12 protein-coding genes are annotated in these 13,254 nt (G+C 46.1%); 8 read left to right on the top strand and 4 right to left on the bottom strand.

What is annotated here, in order from left to right; translation table 11 throughout:
- Together Q0668_RS15590 and tilS are read right to left on the bottom strand one after the other, a co-directional pair.
- A partial coding sequence (locus tag Q0668_RS15590; protein WP_298866315.1) for an MFS transporter occupies positions 1-1,380 on the bottom strand: 1,380 nt, incomplete at its 3' end.
- Positions 1,381-1,660: 280 nt separating this feature from the next.
- The gene (gene tilS / locus Q0668_RS15585) at positions 1,661-2,764 is read right to left on the bottom strand and encodes a tRNA lysidine(34) synthetase TilS (protein WP_298866313.1); all 1,104 of its coding nucleotides are present in this window, start codon (positions 2,762-2,764) and stop codon (positions 1,661-1,663) included.
- A gap of 1,074 nt (positions 2,765-3,838) precedes the next feature.
- Between tilS and rny the strand changes: the two genes are divergently transcribed.
- The gene (rny, locus tag Q0668_RS15580) at positions 3,839-5,386 is read left to right on the top strand and encodes a ribonuclease Y (protein ID WP_298866311.1); all 1,548 of its coding nucleotides are present in this window, start codon (positions 3,839-3,841) and stop codon (positions 5,384-5,386) included.
- A 22-nt stretch (positions 5,387-5,408) separates the two neighbouring features.
- Here the strand turns inward: rny and Q0668_RS15575 are convergent, their stop codons facing one another.
- Positions 5,409-6,032 carry an FMN-binding negative transcriptional regulator gene (locus Q0668_RS15575; protein WP_298866308.1) on the bottom strand — a complete coding sequence of 208 codons (624 nt, stop codon included), beginning with the start codon at positions 6,030-6,032 and terminating at the stop codon, positions 5,409-5,411.
- Between the two features lie 229 nt (positions 6,033-6,261).
- Here Q0668_RS15575 and Q0668_RS15570 point away from each other — a divergent pair, with 229 nt between their 5' ends.
- A complete protein-coding gene (locus Q0668_RS15570; protein ID WP_298866307.1) occupies positions 6,262-6,627 on the top strand; it encodes a cupin domain-containing protein in 366 nt (121 codons plus the stop codon).
- A gap of 73 nt (positions 6,628-6,700) precedes the next feature.
- On the opposite strand, the gene Q0668_RS15565 is transcribed toward Q0668_RS15570, so the two are convergent.
- Complete coding sequence (locus Q0668_RS15565) at positions 6,701-7,570, bottom strand: B12-binding domain-containing protein (RefSeq protein ID WP_298866306.1); 870 nt, start codon at positions 7,568-7,570, stop codon at positions 6,701-6,703.
- A 242-nt stretch (positions 7,571-7,812) separates the two neighbouring features.
- Here Q0668_RS15565 and Q0668_RS15560 point away from each other — a divergent pair, with 242 nt between their 5' ends.
- The 6 genes from Q0668_RS15560 to Q0668_RS15535 all read left to right on the top strand — a co-directional run.
- Entirely contained in the window at positions 7,813-8,769 is a 957-nt protein-coding gene (locus Q0668_RS15560) for a sigma-70 family RNA polymerase sigma factor (protein WP_298866304.1), read from the top strand.
- Between the two features lie 41 nt (positions 8,770-8,810).
- On the top strand, positions 8,811-9,224 hold the full coding sequence (locus Q0668_RS15555) for a thiol-disulfide oxidoreductase DCC family protein (RefSeq protein ID WP_298866302.1): 414 nt from the start codon (positions 8,811-8,813) through the stop codon (positions 9,222-9,224).
- The gene (locus tag Q0668_RS15550) at positions 9,221-10,555 is read left to right on the top strand and encodes an FAD-dependent oxidoreductase (protein WP_298866300.1); all 1,335 of its coding nucleotides are present in this window, start codon (positions 9,221-9,223) and stop codon (positions 10,553-10,555) included. Before Q0668_RS15555 ends, Q0668_RS15550 begins: the two co-directional genes overlap by 4 nt.
- The gene (locus Q0668_RS15545; protein ID WP_298866298.1) at positions 10,471-11,253 is read left to right on the top strand and encodes a DUF1365 domain-containing protein; all 783 of its coding nucleotides are present in this window, start codon (positions 10,471-10,473) and stop codon (positions 11,251-11,253) included. The genes Q0668_RS15550 and Q0668_RS15545 overlap by 85 nt, the downstream gene beginning before the upstream one ends.
- A complete protein-coding gene (locus Q0668_RS15540; RefSeq protein ID WP_298866295.1) occupies positions 11,250-12,578 on the top strand; it encodes a cyclopropane-fatty-acyl-phospholipid synthase family protein in 1,329 nt (442 codons plus the stop codon). Before Q0668_RS15545 ends, Q0668_RS15540 begins: the two co-directional genes overlap by 4 nt.
- Positions 12,575-13,254: DUF1295 domain-containing protein (locus Q0668_RS15535; protein WP_298866293.1), on the top strand; the 680-nt coding region annotated here is incomplete at its 3' end. The genes Q0668_RS15540 and Q0668_RS15535, both read left to right, overlap by 4 nt.

Below are 13,254 nucleotides of genomic sequence, written 5' to 3'. Positions count from 1 at the left end.
ATAATCCCCGGCTTCATCCACAGGCTTCTTGTCTTCTGGCGCGAATTTTTTCGCCCCCTGCCACCATTGATCCAAGGCGGTTACATTTTTTTCTGTTTTGCCTTCTTTTTTGAGTATGGCAACGGTTTCCGCCAAGTCTTTCCCATCGTTATTCAGAACACCCACTTTCGATCCATCCAGTCCTTTAATCGCGGGGAAGAAAAGAAAGCCACTTTTGTCTGCAACGGAATACCGTTTATAAGCTGGTGGGGAAAGTTCTTCCAGTTTTTCCGTGGCATAATAATCCTGATTATAACCGATTCCCGGACCACCCAAAAGACCTGCTGAAAGCATGCCGATGCCACCCATGGCACCCATCGTAATGGCGCCCCCTTTGGGAAAGCGTTCGCCAACCACACCCAGCATGGTAGGCCAGAGGAAGGTTTTTCCCAGACCATATACCGTAACGGCGATCCAGACCATGTAGGCTTCGTGAGAACTTCCAATCATGTATAACCCAACGGCACCAAAGCATGCACTCACGCAGAGCAGACCTAATGGGTTGATTCGCTCGACGATCGGCCCTGCAAAGAAACGCAGGATGAACATAATCGCGGACGCATAGATAAATAGTATCAGTCCCTGGCCGGTTAAGATCGAATCGGTAATGCTGGCAATCCAGCTATCGGTTCCCAGTTCTACGTATCCCACACAGGCATGCAGAAAGAGTAAGAATAATAAGAGGGGGCTGGCGAATGTCATCAGCATCTGTCCGTAGCTAACACCGGCAGATTTGGCCTCTGATTGTGGAAACTTGTTTTTAATGACAATTAGACCATAAATCAAAGTTGGGATCAGGAACACTGTCATGGGGATTTCCCAGCGAAGCCAGTCAACGCTACTTTTCTGGTTGGCATAGATGGCAGCAATGATTCCACCAATGATCAAACCGCCGGGCCAGCCTGCATGCAGAATATTCAGGTAGTGAGTTTTTTGTTTGGGATAAAGTGTGGCCACGAGCGGGTTAATCACCGCTTCACAGAGACCATTGGCGACGGCGAACATAAACATTCCAATATAAAGACACCAGTAAGTGGCGTCTTTACCCATCGCTTCAAAAATCGGAGTTGCTGCTAAAGTAATTACAGCGGAAAGCACATGCAGAATGAACGCCAACAGCAGAAGTGGTTTGTAGCCAACATTATCGGTGATGAGGCTGGCAAGTAGAATCACGATTCCGAACCCGACGAGTCCCCCTCCCGTAATCGTACCCAGTTCCAGTTTGGTAAAACCGTATTGGGCACCCCAGTCAGCCAGGATACCTCCTCGAATTGCGAAGCCCACGCCGGCGGCGATAAGAGTCATAAAGCTCGCAATAAATAGCGATCTGTTGTTATTCATAGTTGCATCTTCTTTGATTGTACAGGGCTTTGATTAAACAGGGCGAGATACAAGTGCAATGTGTTTTACAAGAGGTGGTAATTCAGAAGCGAATAGATCGAATGATGATCACGAATGGATGCTTTGAATGGTCTTGTTTACACGACAATAACGCACAAATGGACTTCCTCTCCATTGCCAATTGAGGAGGAAACGATGTCATATATTAATCAGCAACGCCAGATTCTAACCAACGGCGATTAAATTTTCCACGATACATATGCAGGAATGCGAATGTTTATCAGATTCGTTCTATCTGATCAGATGGATCACTTATCATTTTGCGTAAAATAAGTAATCGTTCACGGCGCTCGGCAGTGATTTGATCCGGCAGGCTTAGTTTCTTTCCGGACCGGGATAACTCCAGCAGTCTTTGCCAGTGATCAAAGCCCATTCTTTTCCGCGACCAGCCCATCTCGTGCCAGATTGACAGAAAACATTGCTTAATGAGATGGTCTGGTACGTTTTTGAAAACGTTGCAGTCTAATCTCCATAGTTCCTGATTTTGATCCAAAGTGGCGGCGTTTAAAACCTGTTTCACTTGTTCTGAGATGAGTGTGCTCACTTCATCCGCCTGTTGAGACAGTCGATAGATTGCCTGGGCTACATTCGGGTTAAACTCTTTTTTTAATAAAGGAATGAGTTGATGCCGAATGCGGTTTCGAGTGAAGCTGGTATCGACGTTTGATTCATCTTCGCGGTAGTCCTGTGAATTTTCTTTGAGATAATGAATCACTTCTTCGCGACTGATTTCGAGCATCGGGCGGATTAAAAAAATTCCTGCCTGCATAGCACGAATACGTGGAATTCCTCTGAGGCCTGCGATTCCGGTTCCTCGGACGATATGGTGTAACACCGTTTCCGCTTGATCATCGCGCGTATGAGCAATCGCAATTTGTGTGCATTGATGTTTGCGGGCTAAACGGGTTAAAAAATCATAGCGTGCTTTTCGGCAGCGTTCTTCCAGGCCTTCGCCTGTTTCTGGTTGAGCATGAGCGAGTTCCTGTTTTTCGGTAACAAAAGGAAGCGCGAAACGCTGGCATTCCGCTTCGAGCCAGGATGCATCTGCATCTGATTGTTCTCCTCGCAGGCCATGATTCAAATGGGCCACGATCAATGAGTCGGGGGGCAGCGAGGCAGGGGATTGAGCTTTGGTTGATCTCATTAACTGTTCTAAGGCTCGCATCAAAGCAATGCTGTCTGCCCCGCCTGAGACGGCAATCAGGATCCGATTTTCGGAGCCGTTTCCAGGTGGACTAACGTTGCCTTGGGAGAGCCGTTCCAGGTCAATCCGCCGTTGGCACTCTAGCAAACCGTTTTTCACTGCTGCAACAAACTGATTCATCGAAATTTTGAGTTCTGAAAAGCGGGATGTGATTTGCAAAGTAAAGAGACGGTAATCTAGCCTGTATTCAGGTTTATGGTCGCGTCTTCAGGTCCCTTTGGATTACGTATCATAGAGTTGAAGCTGCTTGGGTAAAATTGGACGCGCTCTCTTTAGAGATTTGACTTTCGGCCAATATTTCCAACTATATACTATCGAAACAGGAATTGTCTTGTTACCATAAAAAAAGAATTTATAAGAGAAGTTTTGCCTGTCATTAAGTAAAACGATTTGTTTCTCTTCTCTCAGAGAATATTTGATCTTTGAGCATAAGGTGAGTGACAACGTATTATCGGGTGTGGGTGAATTCACTTTTTACAATTGTTTCAACGTTTTTTATTTTTAAGTTTCCTTTCGGCATTTCTCGGTTTGATGGGGAGCATCGTTACAGAGGCTGAATTCAATTTGAGTTCAATTGGTTTCTGTGATTAAAGAGTTTTTAAAGCAGTCCCAGGTTCAGTGGAATTGGAAAATCAACAATGTTTGGTATTCTCAATGAGACGATTCTTGCAGTTTATGCTCTGATAGCCAAATGGGTAGGAGTATTGCCGGCGCTGATTCGTTCACGAGAGTGTTCTCTTTTTTCAAGAGATCACTCATCGAATGTTGAGTTCATGGCTCAACAGGAACAGAAAAATGAGATCGTGCGTCGATTGTTGTCTTGTTTGGGAATCGAGTTGCCGTCTCGTGTACCAGTGAAGGTACGATCTAACCGATGGCGTTTTAAACGTCGATAAGCAGATCAAAGCACGGGCCGGTTTTTGTTGTAGAGATATTATTTTTCTGGGCTGTATTAAATTAAAGTATGTCATTGAATTTCATTTCTTATCATTAGGCATCTTTAATTTTTAAACTCTCTGACGCTCCTGTCATTCTATAGAAATTCCTGACAACATGATTTGTATTGTTTTGACTTAGCCCTGTGATCAGGAAAAAGTCAAATCGGTTCAATTATGTCTCTGTTGTTTGCTAAGGCCGTATGGCGGGTAACAGGAAAGGAACTTTTACTATAGGCGCAGAGGAAGCACCTGGAATATGTCTACTGAAGTCGCAATCGGGGCGGGTCTGGCGTTCGTTGTCGGGACTGTTATTGGTTATTTCATCGACCGTATCCGCCGAGGGTCTGCTTACCAGTCTTATGCTCAGATTCTGAAGCAAGCTGAATTGGATTCAGAAAACCTGCTCAAAAGCCAGAAGCTGGAAGCGAAAGAGGAGTTATTAAAGCGTCGTGAATCGCTCGAAGAAGATGTGAATAAGCAGCGCGAAGAGCTCTGGTCGATTGAAAAGAAGCTGAGTAAGCGCGAAACGACACTGGAAGATCAGCAGGCCGATTTCCTCAAGAAAGAAGCCATGATTCAGGCAACGCAGTCAAAACTGGCCTCCCGCTCCAAAGCTGCCGAAGCGAGAGAGCAAGAGCTGGAACGGGCCCTCAAGAATCAGCAGGAAGAGTTATTTAAAATCAGCGGTCTCGATCGTGAAACGGCTTCCAAGATGCTACTGGATCGTCTGGATAAAGATCTAAAAAATGAAACGGGTGCCCTGATTCTGAAGCATCAGGCTGAGTTGAAGCAATCTTGCGATAAAATTGCTCGTGAGACAATTGGCATGGCGGTTCAGAGGTTTGCCTCTGGTCATGTGGCGGAAACGACGGTTTCTACAGTTGATCTGCCCGAAGAAGAAATGAAAGGCCGGATTATTGGCCGCGAAGGTCGGAATATTCGCGCGTTTGAAAAAGCAACAGGCGTGGATGTGATTGTGGACGATACGCCGGGCGTTGTGGTTGTATCTGCCTTTGACAACGTGCGGCGTCAGATCGGAAAGATGTCATTACAGAAACTAGTCAATGATGGTCGTATTCACCCGGCACGAATTGAAGAGGTTGTCGAAGAAACGCAGAAAGAACTGGAAGAATATATTCAGACGATGGGACAAAGTGCCTGTCAGGAAGTTAATATTTCCGGTGTGAACCCCAAGCTGGTTGATCTTTTAGGGCGTTTACATTTTCGAACAAGTTACAGTCAAAATGTGTTAAGGCATTCGATCGAAGTTTCCGCATTAACGGGTATCATGGCAGAGCAACTCGGTCTGGATGGAACAGTCGCCCGTCGCTGTGGGTTATTTCATGATGTGGGGAAAGCAGCCGATCATGAAATGGAAGGGGGACACCCTGCCGTTGGTGCACAATTATTAAAGCGCTATGGAGAATCTCAAGAGGTTGTGCACGCTGCTGCCGGCCATCACGATGATATTCGCCCTGATTATATCTATACAGTTCTGGTTGCTGCCGCCGATGCCTGTTCTGCATCGCGTCCGGGAGCGCGTCGCGATACGTTAGAGAAATATGTCCGTCGTCTGGAAGAGCTGGAAACACTTGTTTGCGGTTTTCCGGGTGTCGATCATACCTATGCCATACAGGCGGGACGCGAAGTGCGCGTGATTGTCGATTCCAACCAAGTGAATGATCGAGAAGCGGCGAAAATGTGTAAAGATATCGCTAAGGCAATCGAAGATTCGTTGACCTATCCGGGTGAAATTCGGGTGACTGTCATGCGTGAATCGCGTACGATTGAGTATGCCCGTTAATTAGAGAAAACGAGTTGATCTGTTAGTCGGGTAGGTGGGCTTTCATCTGTGCTGCGATGGCCTGAGCGTTGTCATTGCGCTGTTGTTGTAATGCCTTGATTACTTTTTCCCGCCGGTCTACGGGATGGTTTTGATTGAGTTTGAATTTGCCTTCAATCCGTTCGATGTTGATAGTAAACCCGACAATACTCTGCAGTAACTGATCTGCGAAGGCAGGATCCACGTTTTTCATCGTCCAGGGCGTGGGTTGAGCAGCTTCATAAAAACTGACGTATTGCTTGAGAATTTCTTTTAATTGACCTGGATCATCAATCACAGAATAACGTCCATAAACATGCACCGCCTGATAATTCCAGGTGGGTACCAGATCAGGCGCCTCATACCAAGTGGGTGAAATGTAGGCATGGGGACCGTGAAAAATTGTGAGCACATTCTGAAGAGTCTCTGTTTTACTTTGAGGGTTGGCTTTCGCAAAATGGCCAATCAGTTGCCCGTATTCCCCCTGATTGCGGTCCAGTAATACAGGGATATGGCTTGCGAACGGCTCGTCGTCCCTGTGTGTTACCAGTGTCGCAAAACTGTTCTGTTCAATAAAATGATGAAGTACATTGATGTCGGTTTCAGCAAAAGAGGATGGCACGTACATTGAGTTGCCGATCTTTCAGAGATATTGAAGAATGTAGATTTACTGTGTTGGTATTGAATTTTATGAAACTTTGAAAACGCTGCCGGTTGATCTAAAATGCTTGTGTATGAGACATCCTGATTTCGATCCGGGTTCACCAGACTATCAATTTTGGGATATTTTCTTTAACTTGAGGTTAGTGTAATCTTCGTGAAAATAAAATGTCACTTTGGTAATGGAGTTCTACAGTATGCCCTTTATCGATATCAACACGGTCAAAGCTTTGGAAGTGCTACCCGGCTGCAAATTGCGAACCCCTTATGGGGAAAATCTGATGTTGTCTTATCTGGAAATGGATGAGGGCGCCATTGTGCCTCTGCACCATCATCCACATGAGCAAGGTGGGATGCTTCTGGAGGGCAGGCTGGAATTGACGATGGGAGATGAAGTGCGAGTTGTTGAAGCGGGCGCGATGTTTATTATCCCACCGAACACACCGCATCAGGCGATCGCCGTCGATGGGCCCGCTGTTGTATTGGACGTCTTCAGTCCCGTACGCGAGGATTATGCGGAATTGTATAACAAGTATATCCCGGTATCTGATAATGAATCTTAGAGTGTAAGCGGGTCCGATTATTGTTTCTGCTGTTGTTTTTGAAACTCATCAACCCGACCAGGATATCATCCTCTCAGGTTTTTGCCGCACTCAGTAGAGTCTGCGCAAAAGATTCCACGTGTCGAATGTTATCACAGTATGTTGCATACTGGATCTGCTTGCGGATGTCTTCGTGAAGCGCACGACCGCCGACAACGAATGCGATAGTATTCCCAAACTGGTTAAATAGCTGGTTGTACGACTGAATAAACTCCGATTCGTTCGGTATATGGTTCACACTTAGCCAGAACAGCTTAGGACTCTTTTGTCTGAGCGCTGCTTCAAGGGTATGGAACGGCAGGTTGTAGCCCAGAGAAACCGCATTCCAATGGTTATCTCGTAATACCAGTTCTATCATGGTCGTGGCCATGTTGTAGAGATCACCTTCGGCAGCACCACCCAAGGCGACAGGTGCGTCTTCCTTTGGAACAGGGACCAACTTGTGTAACTCGTGGATGACTCTCATTGTCAGTTCGCAACCACGACGCTCCTGGTAGACTTCAGCATCACCGCACTGCCAGCGGTTACCGATGATGGAAAACGCCTTTACAAACACCAGATCGCAAATCGTGCTGATACTATGTTCGGCCAGATAGAGGTCGAGTATGGTTCTTCTGCACTGTTCTTCATCACCCTGTAGTAACGCTTGTGCGAGCTGTTCGGCTGAACGATCGATGACCCGGATTGATTGCCCGGAAGTTGCGGGCAATCCGAGTATTTCAGGGCGCACGAGCTCATGTTTACTGCAACGTAGAAACTCTATGAGTTCGGAAAGTGCGATGCGGCGGTGTCCCCCGGCTGTGTACTGCGTGGGGATGATATCTTTGTCGCACCAGCGTTTCACGGAGGATTCGCTCACTTGCATGGCGCGAGAAACCTGTTTGGGAGTGAAAAACTGTTGCATTATCTGATTCTCTGTATGAACGATATGATCGTTATTGTGTGACTAGTGGGATACTTAAACTGTTTGATCTTAGATTATGTTATTGTTTTGACAAGTACAAAACTAGAATCACATTTTTACAGGGATCTATATTTTTATTTTAAAAAATGAACGATATGAACGAATTTAGGGTGGCCGAGGCGGTGGGGCGTCGATATATCTGAATGAACGAATTGAACGAATAGTACTTAAGGAGACTCGAAATGATTGCATCTCTTGAAACATCCACACCGGAACCAAAGAGCACGCATCGTTGCTGTGTGGTCAATCGTGCACTCGAGCTGTTAGAGACTGAAATCGATTTCATTCCTAATGCTACTTTTAACTCAGCGGACCTGGAAGAAGAAATTCTGGCAGAATCATTGCCTGATGATTTACATGTTTCAGGTGATATGCTGTCTCTCAATACTTCTCAAAACTTACCTTCGTATCTGTCACGGCTTTGCGAGGCAGAGGTTCTGACAGCAGAAGCAGAGCGAAATTTGTTTCGTCGAATGAATTATTTCAAATTCAAGGCAAATGCACTTCGTTCACAGCTCGATCCTGCAGCACCTGATGAATATAAAATCAACAAAATAGATCAATATTTGAGTGAAGCACTTAATAGTCGTGCCCATTTAATACGTTGTAACATGCGACTGGTCGTGTCCATTGTCAAGAAGTGTGTCACACCTCATGTTTCGTTTGATGAATTACTTAGTGATGGGATCTGGTCGTTGATCAAGGCAGCTGACAAATTTGATTACTCCCGCGGGTTTCGTTTCAGTACTTATGCCTATCATGCTATCTCTAACTTTGCTTATCGAACGATTGCAGATCGACGAAAAGCAAACCTTCGTTTCATGCCGGCAACTCATACAAGCGCACTCGATGATGCAAGTGAAGAGGTGGTGCCGGTAATGGGCGAACAAATTTGGGGTGAGATGTCGCATTTGCTATCGAAAACGATGAAGAATCTAGATGACCGGGAACAGCTCATAATATACGGCCGGTTTGCACTAGGTAATCAACATAAAATTCGGACTTTTCAGAGTCTGGCGGATGAATTAGGGATTTCGAAAGAAAGAGTCCGGCAGCTTGAGAAACGTGCAGTTGCCAAGTTACGACTGGAGGCTGAGGAAACAGATCTCGAAATGATGTGCGATTTGGGCGGTTATTGATTTGAGTAGTACATCTCTCAGTCAGAAAGCAGGAAGAACTGATGAATCAGCAATACGAACTCGAAGCATTTTATGATGCAGCATGCCCTTTATGTGAAAAGGAAGTCAGGATGATTCGTCTCCTGGACCGGAAGAGCAAGATCCTGTTCACAAACATTGCAGATCCTGACTTTAGTGCTGAAAAATATGGGAAGACATATGGTCAGTTTATGAACGAGATGCACGCACGGCTGTCTGATGATACCTGGGTTACTGGGGTGGAAGTATTTCGGAGGCTCTATTCAATCGTGGGATTGGGCTGGCTTGTGGCCGTGACAAGATTACCGGGTCTGTCACAATTAATCGAGTTATTTTATCGAGTCTTTGCCCAAAATAGATTGCGATTTACAGGACGTTGCCACCAAAATGACAGCAGCTGTGATATTACGCGTACGACAAGTGAGGTACAGTTGTGAAGATTGCTATAATTGGTGCCGGGATTTCAGGCCTAACCGCAGCCTATTGTTTACAAACTCAACATGATATTACCGTTTTTGAAGCAAATGATTATGTTGGCGGGCATACCAATACCATTGATGTAGATATTGATGGCGAGCAGCATGCTGTCGATACAGGGTTTATCGTTTTTAACTACAAGACCTATCCCAATTTTACGAAGATTTTGAATCAACTGGGTGTCGCTTCACAGCCGACAGAGATGAGCTTCAGCATGAAGTGCGCTCGTACGGGTCTTGAATATCGAGGGGCTGACCTGAATGGCATGTTCGCGCAGCGACGCAATTTGTTCAATCTTCATTTCTATCGGCTGATGAAAGATATTTTACGTTTCAATCGCCAGTCAGTTGAATTGTTAGAGTCGAACGACGAGAAGCAAACGGTAGGAGAATATCTTGCCCGTGAACGTTTTTCAAAAGAGTTTATCGAGCAGTATTTTCTGCCGATGGGTTCAGCCATCTGGTCTTGTCCGTTAGGGACCTTTGAACAATTTCCAGTTCGGTTTATCGTCGAGTTTTATCTGAATCATGGGATCCTTGCGATTCGCGATCGTCCACAATGGAGAGTGATTTGTGGTGGTTCAAATACTTATGTCAAAGCACTCACAGCCAGTTTTGCTGAATCGATTCGAGTGAACACGCCCGTTATTTCGATCGCTCGGGGAGAACAATACGTTGAGCTCTGTTTTTCTGGAGGTTTGCCTCAACGATTTGATCATGTCATTTTTGCCTGTCATAGTGACCAGGCATTGAAAATTCTGGATAAGGGGGCGAGTTCGACAGAACGCGAATTGCTGTCGTCATTTCCCTATGAGTCAAATGTTGCCCAACTGCATACGGATGTGTCGGTATTACCTCGCACTCGGCGTGCCTGGGCCTGTTGGAATTACTTCGCTCCCTCCCAGAGCAATGAGAAAGCCACCGTAACTTATAATATGAATCTGTTGCAAAATCTGTCTTCGAAAAATACGTTTAGCGTGACACTAAATGGTGAGGATCGAGTCGATCCAAAGCAAGTCATTCGCCGTATCAACTACGCGCATCCCATTTTTACAGCAGGTCGTGCTCAGGTACAGCAGCGTCATGCAGAGTTGATCAATCAGCAGCGGACGTCTTTTTGTGGCGCTTATTGGGGAAATGGTTTTCACGAAGATGGCGTCAACAGTGCGTTGGCGGTTTGTCAGGCGTTATTGGAATCGGATGAAACATGGAAAGCGGAATCTTCACAGGTTGGGTACGACATCGACGCTATGCACCAGTTGAACACAACTTTCGCAACCGAATCTTCCTGATGTACCTGGACCTCGATGAGATTCAGACTGTATTTCATGGTCGATGGTTTTGGTCTACGCGCAGGCCGGCGCTGGCGCGGTTTTGTCGTGAGGATCATATGGGTGATTCAGATCAATCGCTTTCGGATGCCGTAAGAGATTTCGTTACAAAAAGCGGTCGTCCCAGTCCGAATGGACCAATTCGACTGCTTACGCATTTACGCTATTTCGGATTTATTATGAATCCTGTCTCATTTTATTTTTGTTTCGACAAAGACTCGCAAGCGGTACAAACGGTGGTTGCGGAAGTACACAACACGCCTTGGGGCGAGCAACATTGCTATATCATAGATGCGGATCAATTTCGTCCGGGAAGCGAAAAACAACCCATAGACAAAACGTTTCACGTCTCGCCATTCATGCCGATGGACATTCAATATTTCTGGCAGATAACGGAGCCTCAAGACAGGATTACGGTCAATATTGAGAATCATCGCGATGGTGAAAAAATTTTTGATGTCGTTTTGCAGCTTGAACGGCGGGAATTGACAACCGCAAATCTGACACGTTCTTTGATTTATTATCCACTGATCACGGGTTATGTATTCGCGGCAATCTACTGGCAGGCTTTACGTCTGTGGAAGAAAGGCGTTCCCTATCATCCACATCCGAAACATTCTCAATCTTCAGAGCAAAATAAAAATTCGAGGACATCATGACAACATTTGGGATTGATAAAACCAGCGACCAGCACAAACTGCAACATGCTTCACAAGCAGGCTTCATCGATTCCATCTGTCGCAGGCTGTTGGTGAAAAAGTTAAATCGACTGGTTCGAGGAATGGTGACCTTAAACGATGGAAATGAATGCGTCTGTTTTGGACAACAACATACAGATCTCAGAGTAGAAGTGACGGTGCATCATCCAAGGTTTTATCGCCGTGCTGTATTGGGGGGAGGGCTGGGTATTGCAAGATCACTCATTGACGGGGACTGGTCATGCAACGATTTGATGTCATTGGTTCGTATATTCATTCGTAATCTGGATGTATCTGATCGATTTGAACGGGGGTTTGCCCGGTTCTGTCAGAGAAGTGCGAGAGCAGGGCACTGGCTTCGTAGGAATACGCGGATCGGGGCAGCTAGAAACATTCACGCGCATTATGACTTGGGAAACGATTTCTATCAGCTGTTTCTTGACGAGACTATGAGTTATTCTTGCGGCGTTTTCGAAACGCCCTCATCGACGATGCATGATGCCTCGCTTGCCAAGTTAGAACGTGCTTGTCGTCACCTTAGACTCGAACCGGATGATCATTTACTGGAGATCGGCACGGGCTGGGGAGGCCTGGCAATTTATGCAGCAAAGAATTTTGGTTGTCAGGTCACAACAACAACCATCTCTCGTGAGCAATATAATCTGGCTGTCGAACGTGTTCAGGCGGCGGGGCTCACAGATCGTGTGACAGTCTTGCTTTCTGACTACCGAGACTTAGAAGGTAAGTATGACAAACTGGTTTCTATTGAAATGATTGAAGCCGTCGGTTCTCAGTTTTTTGATACATATTTTCAGAAATGCAGCGAGTTGTTGAAAAACGATGGAATGATGTTGTTACAGAGTATTGTGATTAAGGATCAGCGTTTTCAGGAGTATCTCCAGAGTGTTGATTTCATTCGCAAGTATATTTTTCCGGGTGGATGTCTGCCCTCGGTAGCTGCGATTCTGCAATCAACGGCGAGCATCACTGACATGCGACTGCTGCAATTGGAAGACATTGCCCCACATTATGCGCAGACACTTCGCTGCTGGCGAAAGCAGTTCAATGATCAGCTCAATCAGGTTCGGGAGTTGGGTTATTCTGAATCGTTTATCCGCATGTGGAATTATTATTTCAGTTATTGCGAAGCTGCGTTTGAGGAACGGCAGTGCAATACGGTTCAGATGTTGTTTGCGAAGCCGGATTGCCGGTTCGACCCGGTACGACATGAGTTCATTGATACATTCAGTTTTTCGGAGCAGTCGGAACAAGAGGTCCTGTCGTGAATCCCTGGTTAATGATTTTCCTCGGTTGGATATCGATGGCAGCAGTGATGGGAATTCTGTGGTTGATACAGCGTCGTTCAGGCGATGCGGGAATCGTGGATGTGGCCTGGGGCATGGGGGTTGGCCTGCTGGCTCTCTTTTTTGTATGGGGTAGCGCTGACGGTGATATCACGAGGCGTATTGTTATCGCATTGCTGGCTCTGTTCTGGGCGCTGCGTCTGAGTGCGTATATTTTGTGGCGCGTCCTCACCATGGCAGAAGATGGTCGCTATCAGACTCTGAAACAGGATTGGGGCAGTGCGGCACAGTTTAAGTTATTCTGTTTTTTCCAATTTCAGGCGATCGGCAGTTTACTGTTTGCGTTGCCGATGTTGATCGCGTCGCGTGGTACATCGCCGCTGGGGCTCTATGATTATGTCGGAATAGGCATTTGGTTGATTGCCATTCCGTGTGAACTCATTGCCGACTGGCAACTTGCTCGATTTCGCGCGAATCCTGAACATCAGGGTCAAGTCTGTCGCGCGGGGTTTTGGAGATTCTCACGACATCCTAATTACTTTTTTGAATGGTTGCACTGGTGGGCTTATGTCTGTCTGGCGATCACGGCTCCCTGGGGTTGGCTTACGATTATTGGGCCCTTACTGATGCTGCACTTCATTTTGAATGTGACCGGTAT

The sequence above is a fragment of the uncultured Gimesia sp. genome (assembly GCF_937910335.1).
Taxonomy (GTDB): Bacteria; Planctomycetota; Planctomycetia; order Planctomycetales; family Planctomycetaceae; genus Gimesia.
The sequence above is the reverse complement of the archived record's forward strand: the minus strand, read 5'-3'. Positions and strand labels throughout refer to the sequence as shown.

Bases quoted from the DNA above. Each gene is read 5' to 3' on its own strand.
- rny (WP_298866311.1), top strand. From the start codon at position 3,839: ATGTCTACTGAAGTCGCAATCGGGGCGGGTCTGGCGTTCGTTGTCGGG.
- Q0668_RS15540 (WP_298866295.1), top strand. From the start codon at position 11,250: ATGACAACATTTGGGATTGATAAAACCAGCGACCAGCACAAACTGCAA.
- tilS (WP_298866313.1), bottom strand. From the start codon at position 2,764: ATGAATCAGTTTGTTGCAGCAGTGAAAAACGGTTTGCTAGAGTGCCAA.
- Q0668_RS15560 (WP_298866304.1), top strand. From the start codon at position 7,813: ATGATTGCATCTCTTGAAACATCCACACCGGAACCAAAGAGCACGCAT.
- Q0668_RS15545 (WP_298866298.1), top strand. From the start codon at position 10,471: ATGGAAAGCGGAATCTTCACAGGTTGGGTACGACATCGACGCTATGCA.
- Q0668_RS15555 (WP_298866302.1), top strand. From the start codon at position 8,811: ATGAATCAGCAATACGAACTCGAAGCATTTTATGATGCAGCATGCCCT.
- Q0668_RS15570 (WP_298866307.1), top strand. From the start codon at position 6,262: ATGCCCTTTATCGATATCAACACGGTCAAAGCTTTGGAAGTGCTACCC.
- Q0668_RS15565 (WP_298866306.1), bottom strand. From the start codon at position 7,570: ATGCAACAGTTTTTCACTCCCAAACAGGTTTCTCGCGCCATGCAAGTG.
- Q0668_RS15575 (WP_298866308.1), bottom strand. From the start codon at position 6,032: ATGTACGTGCCATCCTCTTTTGCTGAAACCGACATCAATGTACTTCAT.